Origin of the sequence: Pseudomonas sp. AP19, assembly GCF_001728855.1 — a bacterium.
Taxonomy (GTDB): domain Bacteria; phylum Pseudomonadota; class Gammaproteobacteria; order Pseudomonadales; family Pseudomonadaceae; genus Aquipseudomonas; species Aquipseudomonas fluorescens.
This window is the reverse complement of record NZ_LXJP01000065.1, coordinates 17292-35595: the sequence shown is the minus strand read 5'-3', so window position 1 is coordinate 35595 and position 18304 is coordinate 17292. Positions and strand designations below refer to the sequence as shown.

General features: G+C 60.1%; 18 protein-coding genes and 2 pseudogenes. 6 read left to right on the top strand and 14 right to left on the bottom strand.

The window, feature by feature from the left end:
• Nucleotides 1-252: 252 nt before the first annotated feature.
• Nucleotides 253-1275, bottom strand: coding sequence for a transporter (locus A7D21_RS29365; protein ID WP_069553348.1), 1023 nt, complete (start codon nucleotides 1273-1275; stop codon nucleotides 253-255).
• Between the two features lie 261 nt (nucleotides 1276-1536).
• On the opposite strand from A7D21_RS29365, the gene A7D21_RS29360 reads away from it, so the two are divergent.
• Entirely contained in the window at nucleotides 1537-3165 is a 1629-nt protein-coding gene (locus A7D21_RS29360; protein WP_069553347.1) for a methyl-accepting chemotaxis protein, read from the top strand.
• On the opposite strand, the gene A7D21_RS29355 is transcribed toward A7D21_RS29360, so the two are convergent.
• From A7D21_RS29355 to A7D21_RS29345, 3 genes are all read right to left on the bottom strand, one after another.
• Nucleotides 3166-4338 carry a GAF domain-containing sensor histidine kinase gene (locus tag A7D21_RS29355; protein WP_069553346.1) on the bottom strand — a complete coding sequence of 391 codons (1173 nt, stop codon included), beginning with the start codon at nucleotides 4336-4338 and terminating at the stop codon, nucleotides 3166-3168.
• A 184-nt stretch (nucleotides 4339-4522) separates the two neighbouring features.
• A complete protein-coding gene (locus A7D21_RS29350) occupies nucleotides 4523-4828 on the bottom strand; it encodes a PepSY domain-containing protein (protein ID WP_053257648.1) in 306 nt (101 codons plus the stop codon).
• Between the two features lie 99 nt (nucleotides 4829-4927).
• A complete protein-coding gene (locus A7D21_RS29345; RefSeq protein WP_069553345.1) occupies nucleotides 4928-6055 on the bottom strand; it encodes a glycerophosphodiester phosphodiesterase in 1128 nt (375 codons plus the stop codon).
• A gap of 232 nt (nucleotides 6056-6287) precedes the next feature.
• Here A7D21_RS29345 and A7D21_RS29340 point away from each other — a divergent pair, with 232 nt between their 5' ends.
• A complete protein-coding gene (locus A7D21_RS29340) occupies nucleotides 6288-6611 on the top strand; it encodes a DUF2025 family protein (RefSeq protein ID WP_069553344.1) in 324 nt (107 codons plus the stop codon).
• 134 nt (nucleotides 6612-6745) lie between these two features.
• Here A7D21_RS29340 and A7D21_RS29335 read toward each other — a convergent pair whose 3' ends face one another.
• Nucleotides 6746-7066: an antibiotic biosynthesis monooxygenase gene (locus tag A7D21_RS29335; RefSeq protein ID WP_069553343.1), complete on the bottom strand. Its 321-nt coding sequence runs from the start codon at nucleotides 7064-7066 to the stop codon at nucleotides 6746-6748.
• Nucleotides 7063-7770 (bottom strand): CTP synthase, encoded by a 708-nt coding sequence (locus tag A7D21_RS29330; RefSeq protein WP_069553342.1) that lies wholly within the window; start codon nucleotides 7768-7770, stop codon nucleotides 7063-7065. The genes A7D21_RS29335 and A7D21_RS29330 overlap by 4 nt, the downstream gene beginning before the upstream one ends.
• Nucleotides 7771-7850: 80 nt before the next feature.
• Here A7D21_RS29330 and A7D21_RS29325 point away from each other — a divergent pair, with 80 nt between their 5' ends.
• The gene (locus tag A7D21_RS29325; RefSeq protein ID WP_053258031.1) at nucleotides 7851-8735 is read left to right on the top strand and encodes a LysR family transcriptional regulator; all 885 of its coding nucleotides are present in this window, start codon (nucleotides 7851-7853) and stop codon (nucleotides 8733-8735) included.
• Here the strand turns inward: A7D21_RS29325 and A7D21_RS29320 are convergent.
• The 5 genes and pseudogenes from A7D21_RS29320 to A7D21_RS29305 form a co-directional block, all read right to left on the bottom strand.
• On the bottom strand, nucleotides 8732-9265 hold the full coding sequence (locus A7D21_RS29320) for a DUF1003 domain-containing protein (RefSeq protein WP_053257643.1): 534 nt from the start codon (nucleotides 9263-9265) through the stop codon (nucleotides 8732-8734). The two genes, A7D21_RS29325 and A7D21_RS29320, sit on opposite strands and share 4 nt — an antisense overlap.
• 76 nt (nucleotides 9266-9341) lie before the next feature.
• Nucleotides 9342-9773, bottom strand: a pseudogene (locus tag A7D21_RS36725) (methyl-accepting chemotaxis protein); the annotation flags it as partial.
• A gap of 117 nt (nucleotides 9774-9890) precedes the next feature.
• Nucleotides 9891-10661: pseudogene (locus A7D21_RS36720) on the bottom strand (PAS domain-containing protein); the annotation flags it as partial.
• Between the two features lie 264 nt (nucleotides 10662-10925).
• A complete protein-coding gene (locus tag A7D21_RS29310) occupies nucleotides 10926-11984 on the bottom strand; it encodes a diguanylate cyclase (RefSeq protein WP_053257641.1) in 1059 nt (352 codons plus the stop codon).
• A 192-nt stretch (nucleotides 11985-12176) separates the two neighbouring features.
• Nucleotides 12177-12803, bottom strand: coding sequence for a TetR/AcrR family transcriptional regulator (locus tag A7D21_RS29305; protein ID WP_053257640.1), 627 nt, complete (start codon nucleotides 12801-12803; stop codon nucleotides 12177-12179).
• 122 nt (nucleotides 12804-12925) lie between these two features.
• Between A7D21_RS29305 and A7D21_RS29300 the strand changes: the two genes are divergently transcribed.
• From A7D21_RS29300 to A7D21_RS29290, 3 genes are all read left to right on the top strand, one after another.
• Complete coding sequence (locus tag A7D21_RS29300) at nucleotides 12926-13984, top strand: MBL fold metallo-hydrolase (protein ID WP_069553341.1); 1059 nt, start codon at nucleotides 12926-12928, stop codon at nucleotides 13982-13984.
• A 104-nt stretch (nucleotides 13985-14088) separates the two neighbouring features.
• The gene (locus tag A7D21_RS36360) at nucleotides 14089-14802 is read left to right on the top strand and encodes an amidase family protein (RefSeq protein WP_256556736.1); all 714 of its coding nucleotides are present in this window, start codon (nucleotides 14089-14091) and stop codon (nucleotides 14800-14802) included.
• A 170-nt stretch (nucleotides 14803-14972) separates the two neighbouring features.
• A complete protein-coding gene (locus tag A7D21_RS29290; RefSeq protein WP_069553339.1) occupies nucleotides 14973-15530 on the top strand; it encodes an AAA family ATPase in 558 nt (185 codons plus the stop codon).
• Here A7D21_RS29290 and A7D21_RS29285 read toward each other — a convergent pair.
• The 3 genes from A7D21_RS29285 to A7D21_RS29275 form a co-directional block, all read right to left on the bottom strand.
• Entirely contained in the window at nucleotides 15460-15840 is a 381-nt protein-coding gene (locus tag A7D21_RS29285) for a helix-turn-helix transcriptional regulator (RefSeq protein ID WP_083272262.1), read from the bottom strand. The two genes, A7D21_RS29290 and A7D21_RS29285, sit on opposite strands and share 71 nt — an antisense overlap.
• 106 nt (nucleotides 15841-15946) lie before the next feature.
• Nucleotides 15947-16894, bottom strand: a complete 948-nt coding sequence (locus A7D21_RS29280; RefSeq protein ID WP_069553337.1) for a hypothetical protein — start codon at nucleotides 16892-16894, stop codon at nucleotides 15947-15949.
• Between the two features lie 96 nt (nucleotides 16895-16990).
• Nucleotides 16991-18166 (bottom strand): MFS transporter, encoded by a 1176-nt coding sequence (locus A7D21_RS29275; protein WP_069553336.1) that lies wholly within the window; start codon nucleotides 18164-18166, stop codon nucleotides 16991-16993.
• Between the last annotated feature and the right edge of the window lie 138 nt (nucleotides 18167-18304).

The window sequence follows — 18304 nt, the reverse complement described above, 5'->3', positions numbered from 1 at the left end:
GGAGCGAGGGCACACCGAGCCTAAGCGAGGTGCCGAGTGGTGGGGCAAGAGCCCTTTGGTTACTTTGGGGCTTTTCCAAAGTGACCCGCCGTAAGGGCGGAACCCATAGCGGCCGTTACTCAAACAACGGATATGTACCCAGCGCGCCCCCGACAACCACAGCACTCAACCCGTAAAAAACACGTATATACCTATGGCTATCGCAAACAAGCCAGCGCCCACCCTTGATCCCCTTTCAGGTCGAGACGCGGCTCAATAATCCTTGCGCTTGCGGAAAGCCCAGCGCCCGGCAATCAAGGTAAACGTCGCCACCAACGCCACCAGAATCCAGAACCCCTCCGGGTCAGTCGAAAGCGGCACACCCCCCACGTTCATGCCGAAAAACCCGGCAATGATATTGATCGGCAGCGCCAGCACCGTCACCACCGTGAGGGTGAACAGCGTACGGTTACTTTGTTCATTCAGGTTAGCGGCGATCTCTTCCTGCAACAGCTTGATGCGCTCACCCAACGCGGTCAGGTCGTTGATGATCAGCGCAAACTCCTCGGTGGATTTGCGCAACTCCTTCACGTCTTCCTTTTGCAGCCACTGCGGCGGGCGGTTGAGCAGGCGCAGCAGCGACCCCGGCTCCAGGGCCAGCAGGCGTTGCAGGCGCACCAGCACGCGGCGTGCGGCGCCGAGTTCGGCGCGGTTGGTGGACAGGCGCGAGGACAGCAACTGGTCTTCGATATGGTCGACGCTGAGGCTGGTCTTGCGCACGATCTGTGTCAGCACTTCGCCTTGATCGCGCAACAAATGCACCAACAATTCCAGCGGCGAACGGAAGCGTTCACCGGCCTTCACCGACGAGCGCAATTTATCCACCGAGTGCAACGGTTGCAGGCGCGCACTCACCAGCAAGCGGCTGCGTGCGCACACCCACAGCGTGGAGATATCCGAGGAGACCATGCTGCTGAAATTGAACACCACGTCGTTGACCACCGCCAGCAGGGCCGAGTCGACGTGCTCGATGCGGGTGGAGCGTGAACCTTCGTGCAGGGCTTCGAAAAACTCATCCGGCAATGCCAGGTTGGCCTTCATCCAGCGCTCGCATGCCGCGTGGGCCAGGTTCAGGTGCAGCCAGAGGAATTCTTCCGGGTCTTGCGGCGCCTGGAGTACCGCGAGCGCAGTGGCCGAGTCAATCTGCTCACCTTTTTCACCGGGGCGAAAACGAAAACCGTAAAGCAGGCCAAACAGATCAGGGTCCTGATGGCCGTGGTCGATGCTGTGGTTCATGGAGGCTCGCAGAGAAAGCGCCTGTAGGACGTTTCACAGGTTCGCGTGGGCGAATCATTGCAAGTAAATTTGACAAAATTGTGACGGTTTGCGGTTTATTTCGTTTAGGTGACATTTTATTGGCCACCTGTCAGAAATCGTTCAAGAAGCCTCTAGAACGGCCGATTCAAGGCATAAGGACCGCTGCAAATGGGCTGTGCCTTGCTGACAGGGACGTTATGGCGTGCTTGCACCTTTTTCCTTGTTTTGAGGCATCCCCCCATGAATATTTTGCGCACTTCCTTGAGAGCACAAATTTTGTCGCTGCTCAGTGGCAGTCTGCTGGCGATTTTGTTGATCGCACTGGCCTGTTTCTACTTCCTTTCTAACGGCGTGCAAAGTTATCGCAGCCTGATCGAAGGGCCCTTGCTCACCTCTCAATTGATTGACGAAGCCAATCTGCAATTCAAGGTGCAAGTGCAGGAGTGGAAAAACGTATTGCTGCGCGGCAAGCAGCCTCAGGACCTGGAGAAATACTGGGGCCAGTTCCAGGACCGGCAACGCGATGTGCAGGGTATTCTCACACGGCTGGTCAGCCAGACTCAGAATGACCCCGGCCTGAGCCGGCGCATTGACAGCCTGCGTCAGGAACACTTGCAGTTGGGTGTGGCTTATCAGAAGGGGCGTGATGCCTACCAGGCAGCCGGTGCCGACCCGACGGCGGGCGACACGGCCGTCAAAGGTGTTGACCGCGCTACCAGTGAGCAGATGAGCGCCCTGGTCAGTGACCTGCGCGCCCAGGGTAGCCAGCAGTCCCAAGCCATCAGCGCGTATGCCGAACGCACGGTGCTGGTGGGGCTGGCAGTCATGTTGCTATCGGGTGTGGTGATCGGTCTGTTCAGCGTGTGGCTGATCAACCGCAACCTGATCCTGCCGATTCGCGGCTTGATCGACTACGTGACCCAACTGAGCCACGGTCGTTTTGCCGAACGTGTTGCCAGCCGCCGTCAGGATGAGCTGGGCCATCTGGCCGCTGCGGCCAATACGCTGCGCGACTTCCTCGCGGAAACCTTCAACCGCTTGCAACGCAGCGCCACCGACCTGGTGACTGCCAGCGGCGAGTTGAGTTCGATTGCCGGGCAGATGGCCAACGGTACCCATGAACAATTCAACCGCACCGACCAGGTGGCCACCGCCATGACCGAGATGTCGGCCACCGCCCAGGAAGTTGCACGCCATGCGGCCAGTGCCTCGCGCGCCGCCGATGAGGCGGATCATTCGGCCCGTGAAGGTGGCGAAGTGATGAAGGTCACCATCGCCACCATTGGCCAGATGCGCAATGAAATCCTCAACACCGGCACCATCATCCGTCGCCTGGAAACCGACAGTGTGCGCATTGGCAAAGTGCTGGAGGTGATCCGTGGGATCGCCGAGCAGACCAACCTGCTCGCGCTCAACGCTGCCATTGAAGCCGCGCGGGCAGGTGAAGCGGGCCGTGGGTTTGCGGTAGTGGCCGATGAAGTGCGCAGCCTGGCACAACGCACGGCGGCGTCGATCATCGAGATCAACCAGATTATCCACGCGGTGCAAACCGGCGCGGTGGATGCGGCCGAGGCGATTGTCAGTGGCCAGTCGTGCAGCGATGAGAGTGTGGAAAAAGTCTCCCAGGCCGGCGCTATGCTCAATCACATCACGCTGGCCGTGGAGGCGATCCGTGACATGAACCGCCAGATCGCCACGGCAGCCGAGGAGCAGACCTCGGTGGCTGAAGATATCTCGCGCAATATCACGCAAATCACCACCGTGGCCACGGCGAACATGGACAATGTGCAGCGCACGGAGGCGGCCAGCCAGCACCTGCGAGGCTTGTCGGCTGAGCTCAATGAAGTGACGGCGCGTCTGGGCGCCTGATCAGAGGGTCGGCAGGCTGAAGCTGAACACCGTGCCGTGCTGCTCAGAGGTCGACACGCTCAGTTCTCCACCGTGGGCCAGGGCAATCTGCTCGACGATGTATAGCCCCAGGCCCAGCCCGGCTTGGGGTGTGTGGGTGGCGGGGCGTGAGTAGGGCTGAAACAACCGGGGCAAGGCTTGCTCGCTGATCTGCCCGGCGTTTTTTACCGTCAGTTTGAAATGGTCGTGTTCGATCCGCGCGGTGACTTCCACCGGGCCGTCCTGGCTGCCGTGGTGGATGGCGTTGGCGACCAGGTTGGAGAGCAACTGTGCCAACCGATCGCGATCGCCTTTTACCCCTTGAAGGTCAGCGATGTTTGCCTGAATCACCCGCTGTGGGTGCACGCTTTGCACCTCCGAGATCACATGCAGCAGTGCCTCTTGCAGGCCGTCGCAATCGCCGATATTCAGTGGAATGCCGTTGCCCATTCGCCCGCGGGCGAAGTCCAGTACATCCTCGACCAGTTGCGAGGCGCGCCGGCCGCTGGCGAGGATGTGCGCTACGAGCGGATCGGTAGCGGGGTTGGGGTACTTGCGCAGCAGCCGTTCAGCACCCACGTTGATGGCGAACAGCGGGTTGCGCAGGTCATGCCCCAGCACGGCGATGAATTGTTCGCGCAGTTCTGCGGTGCCGCGTTCTTCCTGCAGTTGTGCCTGGGTATTTTGCAACGCTTCCTCCGCTTCAATCTGCAGGGAAAGCACACGGGCGAACGACTCCATGGTCGATTGGATCGTGCTGCTGCGCAGGGGGGCGGGGTTTGGGTCCAAGGCGCAAATCGTGCCGAAGAAGCGCCCATCGGTGCGGAACACCGGCACCGAAATGTAACTTTCAAACTGGTAGAGGCGTGGGGTGTGGTGGTCGTGGTAGAGCGGGTCTTCGCTGGCCTTGTCGATCACGACGGACACGTGGGACCCGCGAATTTCGTGGCAGAGGGTCGTGTTCAGTTCCAGTTCGCCACCGACGTCGAGGCCGAACGCCAGTTGGTCGAACACGGCGCAAGCGGTCCACGAGTCGTCAGTCACCCGGGCCACCGCCGCAAAACGCATGCCGGTCATGTCACTGATGACTTGCAGCATCGCGGGTACGGCACTGATGCGGCCAATGGTTGCGATGTCGGCGGCTTTCTGCCCCATGCAGTGATCTCGATCCCGAAGGTGGTGAGCGTTGTGCCCAGGCCAATAAACGCGATTCTAGCGACCTTGCGCGCCGTAGGGGTAATTTCATTAACGCGAGGGATAGTTTTCCTGCCTCGACTGACGAGCGCCCATAAAAAAACCGCGCCACTGTGAAAGTGGCGCGGTTTTTTTGGCGGTTGGCTCAGCTGTCTTGCTTGTTTTCCAGCACGGCACCGGTCTTGGCGTCGAGCTTCACTTCAAAGCGTTTGCCGGCGGTGTCGGTCAGGTCAACTTCGTAAACCAGTACACCGTTTTTGTGGTCCAGCTCAGTGTCGGTGATGCTGGCACCGGCGTGGGTGGCCACGGCAGCGGCGTTGAGTTTTTCAAACGGCATGACTGCGCCGGACTTGAGCAGGCCTTCAATGTGGTCCGGACGAACGTCAGCCTGGGCCAGGCCGGCGGTCAGGGTCAGGGCAGTGGCGGCGAACAGGGCGGTCAGGGTTTTCATGGTGTATGTCCTTCTGGGTGAGCTGTTTAAGTGGCGCCAGATTAACCGGCGCAACTTAACTCATCCTTAATGGCGCACTGACACCAATGCCTGACTCACTCAGTAGCCGTTGTCCTTCAGCAAATCCTGCACACTCGACGACGGCCAGCGCTTGTAGAACTTCAGCAGTTCGGCGGCGCGGTTGGTGAAGATGCCATCGACGCCGGCTTTCATCACTTTTTCAAAGTCCACCGGCTCATCGACGGTATAGACGTGCACCAGCAGGCCCTTGTCGTGGGTCAGCTTGTTCATCTCAGGCTTCACCAGGTCGGTGTAGCTCTGGTCGCCATGGTTGGTCAGCTCGGCCGATGGGCCAGTGCCGATGGCGCCGAGGCGCTTGGCTTCGTCGACCCATTTTTCGAATTCCGCCGCGTCTTTCGGTGCTTGCTTGGCGTAGTAAGCGGCTTTGGTCGGCTCGCCGGATTCAGCGAAGGTCTGCGCGGATTTCGGCTCGATGCTGCCTGGGCCCACCCACAGCAAGAGGATTTTCGGGGTATTCGGCATTTCTTTCTGCAGCTCTTTCAAGCTGTCTTTTTCAAACGTTTGCAGCACCACACGGCCCTTGCCCTGGCCCACGCCCGTGTTGCTCTTGCCCAGCTTGGAGCCGGCGGAGCTCAACCAGCCCTTGTCCAGCAGCTTGTTTTTCAGGTCGGCTTCGATGCCCGGGAATTGCTTGGGCTCTTTGGTCTCGATGTACAGGCCGGGTTTGTGCTGCGGGTTGCCTTCGGCGATCTTGATGATTTCGTCCAGGCTCTGGATTTTCAAACCGACGAACGCAGGGCGAGCGCGGTCCGGGTAGGCGGCGTTGAACCAGCTGCCGGCGTCCAGGGTGCGCAATTCAGCCCAGGTGAACTCGTTGGCGGGGGCGTCTTTGCGCTCCGGGAATTTGCTGGCCACGTCGGTGGTGCGCTGCAGGTTGTTGTCGTGCAGGGCGAACAGCACGCCGTCCTTGCTGCGCTGCAGGTCCATTTCCAGGTAGTCGGCACCCAGGTCGCGTGCGAGCTTGTAGGCGGCGGCGGTAGATTCGGGGGCGTCGTAGGAAGCACCACGGTGGGCGATGACGGCCGGGTACGGAATGCCTTCGTTTGTCGCCAATTCAGCCGGGCTGATCGGGTCGGCAGCCTGTGCCTGGCCAAGGCCGAGCAGCAGAGCGAGCAGCAAGGCGCTCTTGGAAAACGTGACAGGCATATGCGAAGTCCTTTCGTGGAGGTAACTTTGAGAAGGCGTCCTTTTTAACAATTGATTGCGAAAGGCGCCATCACCAAACCGACATTAACGTGCGCAGTGGCCATTTTTATGGGTTTTTTTGTGGTGCATTGCAGTATTCTTGACCGAAGCTGCCCCATCAGAGGGCAGTATTTTCTGCCACGCGTGTAAACCATCTTTCCAGTCCCAGTGGGACTTTTCAGTGAGGTTTACCATGCGCATCACGTCCGAACTTATCTGCCAGGCGGCCGACCAACTCCACGGTTTTGTCGGCCTTAACCGCAAAACCGGCCAATACATCGTGCGTTTCAGCGAAGACTCGTTTGGCATGGATGTGGCCGATGACGGCATCATTCCCACCGCTGAGTTTGTCTGGTTACCCGCCGCTGAGGACAGCATGACCCTGTCGCGCGAACGCCTTCAGTTGCTGCTGGACCAGAACATCGACGACCGCATCAACATCACCGAGCCATTGCGGGTGTACATGCGCCGGGTGGAAATTCCACAGATCAGCGCGTTGCGCAGTTTGGTCAGCTGAGCGAATGCTGCTCTACAGACGTTGAAGATCAAAGGTGGGAGCTGGCTTGCCTGCGATGGCGGTGGGTCAGCCTCTACATCGGTTGGCTGACACACCGCCTTCGCAGGCAAGCCAGCTCCCACAGGGGTACATTTTCAGCGCTCAAACAGGTAGGCCCGCTCCACTTTGCACACGCGCGTATGGCATGCCGAATACCAGGTCGCACGCCCTTGTTCGCGCACGGCGCGATGTTCAGCTTGCTGTTTCCAGGCGAGGATCGCCGCCTCGTTTTCCCAGTAGGACACGGTGATTCCCAAGCCGTCTTCGCGTGCCGACTCCACCCCCAGAAACCCCGGTTGTTCACGCGCGAGTTCCAGCATGCGGGCAGCCGCCTGGCCGTAGCCTTGATCACCTTCGGTGCGCAACGAGCTGAAAATCACCGCGTAATAAGGAACCGCGGGCGTGTTGGCAATCATCGGTATGCATCCAGACAGGCCTTGAGCAAGGCAAGCGCCAACGGAGGCGTGATGCCTTTGAGTGCTGCACGCTCCGGCTGGAACAGGGTGGCGACGAAAAACGGGTGGTTCAGCAGTTCTACGGCGCGCAAATCGCCCGCCGAGTCATGGCCGCTGGGGATCAAGTCGCCTTCGAGCAGCGCACTGGCGAAGTCCGGGTTCACGCCGTAGCGGCAGCGATAACCTTCGTGGATAGCCAGCGTACCGTAGGCCTCGGCGATTCGCGTGTATGGCACCAGGCGCACAGTGTCCGTCGCTTCGACCAGCGTGCAACTGAGCGGTGTGATCACCGCGCGGGTGGCCTGCGGGGCCAATTCGCCGTGTTCCGCATCCGCCCAGCCCAGCACGTTGCGGGCATATTCCAGCACCGCGTGTTGAAAACCACCGCAAGTGCCGAGGAACGGGCGCCGTTGCTCGCGGGCGAAACGGATCGCACGCAACGCGCCGTCGGTGTCGCGGTAGGGGCTGGCGGGCACGCACCAGAAGCCGTCAAAGCCGTGCAGTTCGCGGGTGGGTGTGATCGAGTCGGTAGCGAGCCATTCAGCGTGAACGCTCACGCCCAAGTTGTCGGCTGCGTGTTGCAGCGCCACGGGTATCGCCTGGTGTGCAATCACATCGGGGTGGTAATCGCCTATCAGGGCGAGGTGCAGGGTGGTGGCGTTCATCGTGTACGTCCCATGGCTTGTTGTGTCCTGGGTGGCACTATAGATTGGCGTTCATGCAATCAAAATTGGCGTTTACCCACATGCTCAATGCAGTCACGCACTATCAAGTGGATTACCCCGACCTGTCACTGATCCTCGCCCTGGTTCGCGGCGGCACGCTGGCACGGGCGGCGGCACTGTTGCGGGTGGATGTGTCCACGGTATTCCGCGCGGTGCGGCGATTGGAAGCGGCGCTGGGCCAGACCTTGTTTGAAAAAAGCCGCGCCGGCTACCTGCCCACCAGTTTGGCCAGCCATCTGGCGCAGCAGGCCGAGCGCGCGGAACAAGCCTTGGAGGCGGCGCGCATCGGCGTGGAGCAGGGCGGTGAAGTGATCAGCGGCACCGTGCGCCTGACCTGTACCGACTCGGTGCTGCAAGGCTTGCTGTTACCGGCGCTGGCGCAGTTCATGCCTGAGTACCCGGCGTTGACGCTGGAACTGAGCACCTCCAATGACTTTGCCAACCTCAGCCGTCGCGATGCTGACATCGCCCTACGCCTGACCAAGACACCGCCGGAACATCTTGTCGGCCGTTGCCTGGGCACGGTGGCCTATCAGGTGTGCGCCAGTGCAGATTTCGCCCGGCGGCATGCAGGACGCGAGCTGGCCGAGCTGGCCTGGATCGCCCCGGATGACTTTCTGCCCGACCACCCCACCGTCGCCTGGCGCCGTGAGCACTTGCCGGGTGTGCGCCCCAGTTACCGCTGCAACAGCATGTTGTCGGTCACCGAACTGGTACGCGCGGGGCTGGGGGTGGCTGCGCTGCCGGATTTTCTATTGGAGGAGGGCTTGCAGCCGCTGGGCCCCACTCTGGCGGGGCATGACACGGCGCTGTGGTTGTTGACGCGCCCGGATTGCCGGGCGCTGCGCTCGGTGGTGGCGTTGTTTGATGAGTTGGGACGGCATGTGCGCGGATTACGTCGTTAGGTTTTGCGCACAAAGTGTTCATGCATTTCGCACGTCAGGGTCTCGATACGCTCGGTGAGCTGTTTGGTCATTTCCGTTAGCCGCGTGTTCTGCTCCAGCAACTCCAGCAGTTGCTGGGTGGTCTGTTCGGCCTGGGCCTGACGTTCGGTGTTGGCGATGGCAATGGCTTCGCGGTGTTGTGCGTCGGCGTCGGACTGCGCCTTATCGCGGGCGGCCTGACGCGTCTGGGCCAGCAGGATCAATGGCGCGGCATAGGCTGCCTGCAGGCTGAAGGCCAGGTTGAGCAGGATGAACGGGTACACGTCGAACTGGGTGATGCCGGTTACGTTGAGCACGATCCACACCAGCACGATCACGGTTTGTGCGCCGAGGAACGTCGGGGTGCCAAAGAAGCGCGCGAAGGCTTCGGCCTTGAGGGCGAACGTGTCGTTACCGAAGGTCGTCGCCAGGTGGGCGTGGGCTCGGTGAAAACGCAAATGGTCGACGGGGGCCGCTTGCGGCTTTGCTGGGGGCGTGGCGTCTGGGGTCATGGCGGGCTCGAATCCTAAGCGTTAAGACCAGCACGCACTATAGACCGAGCCCCCAGCCAGGCACATGAAAGAACCGTCAGTGGTTGCCCCGCTCGTTGGCAAACACGCTCACTGCTTGTACCGCCTCGCTCGTGCCTTCGCGAATTTGCAGGATGACCGTGCCTGCCCGGTTGGCCAGGTCGACCCCCAGCGCCGCACGGTCGCGGGTGCCGTCCATGCTCTCGATGGCTTGGCGGGTTTCGTCCTGGATCATCGCGATCATGCTGGAAATTTCCGCCGTCGAGCCGCTGGTCCGTGCCGCCAATTGCCGCACTTCATCGGCCACTACGGCAAACCCACGGCCTTGCTCACCGGCGCGCGCCGCTTCGATGGCCGCATTCAGCGCCAGCAAGTTGGTCTGGTCGGCGATCCCGCGAATGGTGTTAACGATGGCGGTGATTTGTTGCGAGCGCTCGCCCAGCTTGGCGATCAGTTGTGAGGAACCGTCAATGTCGGCAGCGATGGCGCGCATGCCGCTGGCGGTCTGCTGAATCACGTCGGCGCCTTTTTCGGCAATGTCCCGGGTGTTTATGGAGATGTGGTACGCCTGGGTAGCGCTCGCAGCGTCGGCGGCATGCTGTTGCACCCTGGCGGTGACGTCGGAGGCGAATTTCACCACTTTGCACAGGCGTCCGCTGGCGTCGTAGACCGGGTTGTAGTTGGCTTCGAGCCACACGATCTGGCCGTTTTTATCAATGCGCTCGAACTGGCCGCTGAACAGCTCGCCCTGGTTCAAGCGTTTCCAGAACTCGCTGTATGCCGAGCTGTTCGCCAACTCCGGTTTGCAGAATACCCGGTGATGCTGGCCCTGGATCTGCGACAGGGTGTAACCCATGCGCTGCAGGAAATTGTCGTTGGCCGTGAGGATGGTGCCGTCGAGGTTGAACTCGATTACCGCCATGGCGCGGTCGATGGCGCCCAGTTTGGCGTTGGCTTCGCTTTCGGCTTGCAGGCGCGGTGTGACGTCCATGGCGTACTTCACCACTTTGATCACTTGGCCGGTGTCATTGCGCACCGGGTTGTAGCTGGCTTCCAGCCACACCGACTGTCCGTTGCCAGCCACCCGTTCAAAGGTGCCGGACTGAAATTGGCCATTGCGCAATTGCGTCCACAGCTGGTTGTACTCAGCGCTGCGCGCGAAGGCCGGTGTGCAGAACATCCGGTGAGGTTGGCCCACGACCTGTTCGGCGCGAAAGCCCATGGTCTTGAGGAAGTTGTCGTTGGCCCGCAGCACGACGCCCTGCAGGTCGAATTCGATCACGGCCATGGAGCGTTCAATGGCATCCAGCAGGCTGGCTTGCTGGGCGTTGGTGTGTTGCAGGGTACTGATGGTTTTTTTATGGGCGTTGAATAGCATGTTCGAGGGCTCGGGGAAGCACGCGTCTGAGGTATCCATGGAATGTGCGCCTGACCCCGTACGGCCCTGGGCCTTACGGTTGACTTGCTCATTGTCAGCTTCCTGGTGCTGACAGAGGGGGTTGAACAACGGATTCAGAGTGATAAGCCTGCCAAGAAGTTCGCTGCGATTGCAGGACCAGGCTGAGCGAGGCGACCAATGGCGGCATTATGCTATCGCTGGGGCGTGCTGACAGAAGATTCAGACGGGATGTCGTAGGACGACTCAGGCGGAATGGGCGATGACGTAGTCGCTGACCGTCACCCGGTTACGACCGGTGTTCTTGGCCGCGTACAGCGCGCGATCCGCGGCGTTGAGCCACATGGCGGCATCGCTGTAGAGGGGCCGGAAGTCTGCCAGGCCAATACTCAGGCTCACGCGCAGTTCAGGGATCTGCGCATTGCGATAGTTACTGAATATTTCGCGTAGGTGTTCCATGACCTGCGCCGCTTCTTCCAGTGGCATTTGCGGAAGAATCACACAGAACTCATCGCCGCCGTAACGGCCGGCCAAGTCGTTTTGTCTCAGGTGCAGGCGCAATTTCTGGCTCAGTTGGCGCAATACCGCGTCACCGACGATATGGCCGTAGGTGTCATTGATCTGCTTGAAGTGATCGATATCGATCAAGGCGATTGTGGCGTGGCCGTGTTGCTGCTGGCACTTATGGAACTTGAGGTTCAGCAGGTCTTTCCACGAGCCATGGTTGAGCAGGCCGGTCAGGCTGTCGATACGGCTCTGGGCGCTGAGGGCGCGTTTGTGTTCCGACAGCTTGATCGCCAACTGGTAGCAGACCATGCCGATGGCCACGGGGTAGAGCATCAGCATCGGCAGGCAGGTGTAGACCTGGGTGAGGCTGACGCTGGGGTTAAAGTGGATTCCGAACACGCCCCACGCCACGCCAATGCCTGCGGCGTGTGCCAGTAACCCGCGCAGAAACAGGCGCTTACCGCCGGCAGCGACGTTGTTCATGGTCATCATTGACACAATGGTCACCGTCGTCAGAGGGCTGAACTGGGTGGTGGCGGCCCAGAAACCGATGAAGAACGAGTCATACAGCAAGTTGCGCTGTTCGGCTTGATACGGAAACGGCGAGCGAACGGAGAGTTGGTAGGCCACATGAGCCCAGGCAAACCCATTGAATAGCAGGAACGCCCAGACCCAGCTCGGCATCGCCAGCGGGTAAAGAGCGCCGACGACGCTGATGCAACCAACCCCCAGGCCGATGATTCTTGGCTTGTAGATACGTCTGGCAAATGACAGCCCTTTGCCTAATCTGTTTTCCATAGTGTTCCGGGTCAGCTCTTTAGTGCAGATGCAACAGCATGCGTCAGCGGTCAGAACCGTTGATCGAATAATAATTGTGAATATTGTCAGTTATTCGAGTGGGAATAATCAGTGTCCTTCCAAGCCATTTGCGCGCCACAACCGGTGAATACGCAAAAACGGCCTGGAATGTGGCTCATGCCATCGGGTTTTTTACTGCGGGCAGGGAGCGCTGACTTCGTAACCGGCCAGGAACAGGTCGATAGCCGATTCGATCACGTTGGCCTGGCTGGCGGCATCCAGCACCGGCTGGCCCAGGGTGATTTGCGGCCAAAAGGCGAACGCCTTGAGCAGGCTTTGTATCTGGTGGGCAGCGAACGCCGGGTCGCTGCAGGACAGTCGACCATCGTCCTGTGCGGCACGTACCCATTGCGTGAAGCCTTCTTCGCGTTTGCTCAAGCGGTTGACCATGTCTTGCGCGCGTTCCGGAGAATGGATAGTGGCGGCAATCGCGACGCGGGCCAGGTCGAGGAAATTGGTGTCCGACATCATCTGCATCTTCGCCTGCAGTAACCCGCGCAATTGATCGCGCAGCGGGCGGTCGCTGGCGTAGCTCACGTCCAGTTGGGCAACGCTGCTGGCCCACAACTGGTGGAGGATCTCTGCAAACAACTCTTCCTTGCTGGGGAAGTGGTTGTACACCGTGCGTTTGGAAACGCCCGCCGTCGCCGCAATTTTGTCCATGCTGGTGACCTCGAACCCGTTCGCCCGAAACTCGGCGATGGCAGCGGCCACGATGGCTTCGCGTTTACGGTCGGTGAGGCGCAGGGGAGCAGTCATGGGCGGCGTTGGGCTCTTAGAGGAAATTACACTGGGTAGTTTACTTGCTTCGGATTTTGTTGCAATCTAGAAACTACACTGTGCAGTGTAGTTCATGAGCGGACCGTAGGAGTCACTCTGCAATGGCCACGATTTCAACCCGTCTCGACCCAGCGCCTGCGGCACGCAAGCCAGCCGATCAGGCGCAAGGAAATTTCAGCAACGACGCCCCGACTCAGCATGGCGGCTTGGGTAAAACGTTGCGTATTTTCTGGAACATGCTGTTCCATAAACCACGCAGTACACGCCCGGTGGGCAAGGTCCCCGTACAACTCTTGACGCGTGAGCAACTGTTGGCCGCGCCCGATCACAGCGTGTTCCGCCTGGGGCATTCCACCGTACTGCTGAAAATGCGCGGTAAATTCTGGGTCACCGACCCGGTGTTCGCCGAACGTGCTTCGCCCTTCAGTTGGGCGGGCCCCAAGCGCTTCCACCAGCCGCCTATCAGCCTTGAAGACTTGCCGCCGCTGGAAGCGGTGATTCTTTCCCACAATCATTACGACCATCTTGACCGCAACGCCGTGGTGCAACTGGCTGACAAAACCCGGCACTTTCTCGCGCCGTTAGGCGTGGGCGACCTTCTGGTCAAATGGGGCGTGGACGCCAGCAAAGTCCGGCAACTGGATTGGTGGGAAGGCACCGAGGTCGATGGCATTCGGTTTATCGCCTCGCCGGCCCAGCATTTTTCCGGGCGTGGCCTGTTTGATGGCAACCAGACCCTGTGGTGTTCCTGGGTAATGGTCGATGGTGCGCGGCGGATCTTTTTCAGCGGTGACACGGGTTACTTCGATGGCTTCAAAACCATCGGCGAACACTACGGCCCGTTTGACCTGACGCTGATGGAGACCGGCGCTTATAACGTCGACTGGCCCCACGTGCACATGCAGCCGGAACAGACCCTGCAAGCCCATATCGACCTCAAGGGCCGCTGGCTGCTACCGATTCACAACGGCACCTTTGATCTGGCCTTTCACGCCTGGCACGAACCGTTCGATCGCATCATGGCCCTGGCCTGGGAGCGCAACGTGTCGATTACCACGCCAGCGATGGGCCAGGCGTTCAGCTTGAACCAGCCCGAACGCGGGCATGCCTGGTGGTTGGACGTGGAAACGCACGGCGCGCAAGAGCACGCTGCGGGCTGAGACAAGGCGCGGTTAAAAAGGTCTTTTCAGGGTGTTTCAGCCCTGCGACAAACGCCAGATGAGAGTGCGATCATCCCGGGAACGTTATTCCCGGGATGCACGTTTTGATCGAAAAAGATTGTAGGACGCACTGGCAATTGGGTATGCATTGTCATATGGGGTCATTGACCGGCGAAGAGATCAGCTCGACGGCGGTGCCCGTTCACGCTCAACCCGATAAAGCGAACCAGGCGGGTATCGTCTTTGCTGCCGAGCACGTCAAGAGCGTCGCGCCCATTCCCGGCTACAACACCCTGGCGCCGCTGGTGCGTGCCGTGCGGGACCCGGCCTTATCGCTTATCGCCGTCAGTGACGTCGACCCCACTGGCCCGGTGATGGTGGAGGTGCCCCTGGTGCTGAACAACACCACCTTTACTGCTTCGCAGTTGCTGTCGGGCTGGCGCATCGGATTTGCTGATCAGTATGTGTGCGGCGATCATCGCGAACCCGTCGAACACAGTGCGGCTTTGCGCCGTGCCTTTGAGGTTCTGCGGCAGGCTGGCGCGCAATTGGTACCGGTGGACGCGCGACGTGAGGCGTACAACCTTCAATTCAGCCTGCAACGGCGGAATGAAATTGATCAACTCGTCACAGAGCATCGCCTGGATGCCTTGGTGTCTGACGACCAGAGCACCGCGTTCCACGGGGCTTGTACAAACGGGTATCCGTCGTTTTGCGAACCCTTGGAAACGGGAGCAAAACTCTGCTTTTACGGCGCCCGGTGGGCACGTGACGCGCTGCCTACGTTGCTGAGCGCCTATCGACAGACGAGTGCTTGAATGCCAAGCCCACCGGAGCAACTGTGGCGCTTGCTGGTCTGAACCCACCTTGCAGGCAGTGGATTATGGGGATGAGCAGGCGGCTCAAATCGATGCTAAACCCAGGCGTTGAAGGGTGTGCCGGGCGTGGTACGCCTGACGGATCACACTCAATGCCATCGAGGGAAGCCATGGCCTACAGAATCCACATTCTCGGCGCAGCCGGTGCCGGGACTACAAGCTTGGGAAGGGCCCTGGCCGAACGCCTGAATGTCGCTTATTTCGACTCCGACGACTTCTACTGGCAGCAAACCTCGGAGCCTTTCACCGTCGCTCGGCTGAGAGATGAACGCACCCGTCAGCTACTGGAACAGAGTTCCGGCCTTGAGGGCTGGGTGGTGTCCGGCTCACTGTGCGGCTGGGGCGATGCCATGATCCCGCAGTTCACGCATGTGGTATTCCTGCGCGTGGACCCGCAAATACGCCTGAACCGCTTGCGCCGGCGTGAAGTGCAACGCTACGGCGAGCGGATACTGCCGGGAGGCAGCCGCCACGAAAACAGCGTGGCTTTCCTCGCCTGGGCCGCCCGTTACGATGACGGCAACCACAGCCTACGCAGCCTGCGTCGGCATGAAAGCTGGTTGAAGCCGTTGACCTGCCCGGTGATCCGGCTGGACTCTACGCACCATTCGGTTGCGGCGCTGGTGAATCAATTGATGCCGCTGTTGAGCCCATCAGCCGCGAAATGATGCCTGGTGCGGCGGGCTCGGCCGGGGTGCGCTCAAACTTGCGTGCTCGCATGCCCCACCCCGGCGCAAACCCCGGGAAAAATACCAGCCCTTCAGCTTCCAGCCGAAATGCCAATGCCAAGCGGGTTTCGTCAGCCACATCCGCCTGGCTTTCAAAGCGTTGAACCGCTTCCACCGCCAGCCCGGCCTGGCGGGCCAGGTCTTCCCGGCTCCAGCCCAGCATCGCGCGGGCCTGCACACTGTGCTTGGCGGTGAATTGATGCAGGACGATCTGTTGTTCTACGAAAGAGCTCATTGCCAGAGAGGACATGGGGTTTCTCCAGGATTCGACGGGGGAGGTCAAACTATACTGTGTTTTTGTACAGTTGTTTTGACCGCTCATCAACTGGATTTTTTTATAGCGCTGCAACTATCCCTCATTCCACCCCCGGCGCCTCCCGGATGATCAGGTGGTCAAGGTTTTCGATATTCGCGCTGAACACCCCAAATGTCTGGTCGGGGTTCTTCTTGCTGGGCACCTGTTTCAGCGCCGGCGTTACGCCGTAGAAGAAGCAGTACAGCGGCCGTTCACTGTCCACCGCCGCCTTGATCTGCTCAAGGAACGCCTTGCGCTTGCGGTAGTTCTCGATGAGTTTTTTGTTCAGGTAGACGTTGACCGAGTAGGGCTTCTTGTCGAACCACACCTTCTTTTCGAAGTCGATGCGAAAGCTGCTGGTGTAGTCCTTGATCGCCTTGATCTTGCCCCAGTAGATCAGGCCCTTGTTGTCCTGCAGGTATTCGATCTTCTTGAAAAACGTCCAGTAAGTCGCGGTGTGCTCGCCGATCTTCAGCGGCATCGCCTTGAGCCTGTCCTTGTCGTCGATGTTCGACACGTAGCATTCCACCGGGTGGGCGAAGACGCTGGTTTTGTCCGGGGTTGAATCACTCGCGCCATGGGCGGAGCCGGTGCGAGTTGAAGGGGCTTTCGTGGGGGCTTGTGGGGCGCTGCCCTCGGGCCCGGCCGGTGGCGTTTTACGTTGGTATAGACGCGGCGTCAGCACCCATTCCGATGGGAAATTCTCTTCGCGCTCGTCGTCACCGTCGTCGGTCGCGGTCTTGTGGGTGCTGGCATAGCGGCAGCCGTCGATATGCCGGGTGCTGGTCTTGTTCTTGAAGTGCGGCGTGCGCAAGTAATTGACGTTTTTCGCGTTGAATGTGCTCAGCGTATTGCTGGCATCAAACGCCGCGCGGCATTCATCGTTGGGGCACAGGAAACGGTCCTTGTCGGAATCGAAGTCGGCGGTTTCGTCGAAATTCAGCTCTCGTACGTCGTAGATCGACAGCTTGTCATCGAGACTCAGGCTGTAGGCCGTGTCGAATTTCATGGGGCTCGGGTCCGTGAGATGAATAGCTGGATATTACGCAAAACTTCGCCGTTAAGGAGATCAAAAGTGTGGGGGCAGGCGTGCCCGCTCCCCCATTTAACTATCAGGCGTGCTGGCTACTCGCCGCCCGCTCAAGAAGCACAAGGTGCCGCCTACGGCGGTCAGTGCGCCGAGGGCATAAAACATGCTGGCGGGGGCCGCATTGATCAGCAAGTAACCGCAAATCACCGGGCTCATTGCCCCGCCAAACGCGGCCAGGTTTTGCGCGCCGTAGTAACTGCCGCGCAGGGCGTCCGGGGCGATGGTGTCGATAAACAGGAACTCCGAGGGGTAGATGATCATCTCGCCCAAGGTGAACACGAACATCGCCAGGCACCAGGTGAGCAAGCTGTGCGCCTGACTGAAGCCGATCAGCCCGGCAATGAACAGCAGGGTGCCCAGCACGATCCAGTAGCGCAGTTGCTCGCGCTTGAGGAAACGGCCGATCTGGTACTGCATCAAAATCACGGTGATGGCGTTGCAGGCCAGCACTGCCGACAGAATCTTCAACGCTTCGGCCGGCTTGTAGGCCACCAGCAAAAACTGCGACAGATAAAGGGTGTAGCGCCCGTGGACAATGGTGCTCAATAAACTGCCGCTGGTGAACAGGATCAGCGTGCGGTCGCTGCGCAACGTGCGCAGGGTGGTGAGAAAACTTAACGGTTTGTTGCTGTCGTCCCGTTGGGTGGGCGGGATGCCGATCATCAGGAACAGGCTGCCAAACGCAATGGCGCTGGCGATCAGGAACGGTGCCAGTTGCATGTGGCCAGCGATCACCACGCCGACCATCGGGCCGGTGGCATAGCCGACGTTGGTCAGTGTGTAGCGCAACGAAAAAACCTTGGCGCGATCCCCGACGGGCAGGTTCTCACTGATGATCGCCTTGGAGCCGATCAGGAACAGTGCCGACGCGGCTTCGGTGATGACCAGGGTCAGGGTGGTGAGGTAGAGGTTGCTGGCAAAGGTCAGCAACAGAAAGCCGATGGAGCTGGAGAGCATGGCCAGGATCAGCAGCTTGCGCTTTTCCAGGCGGTCGATGATGTAGCCGCCGTACAGGCCGAGCAGTGTGGCGATGAACACGGCGATGCCCATCAGCAGGCCGATGTCCTGTTGATTCAGACCCAGCCGGGTGCTCAGGAGCAAGGCCAGCAAGGGGCTGGTCATGGCGCGGCTGACCACGATGGTCACCGAGCAGATCATCAGGCGGCGGATTACCAGAGAGTAGGTGGCCACGGTGGGGCGGATGTCCTTGTCATAAATGCGCAGCCGAGCCGAGCACTGTTCTAAAGCTCAATGGAGATCCCCTGTGGGAACCGGGCTTGCCCGCGATGGCGGTGAGTCAGGCGATGTAGATGCAAGCTGATCCACTGC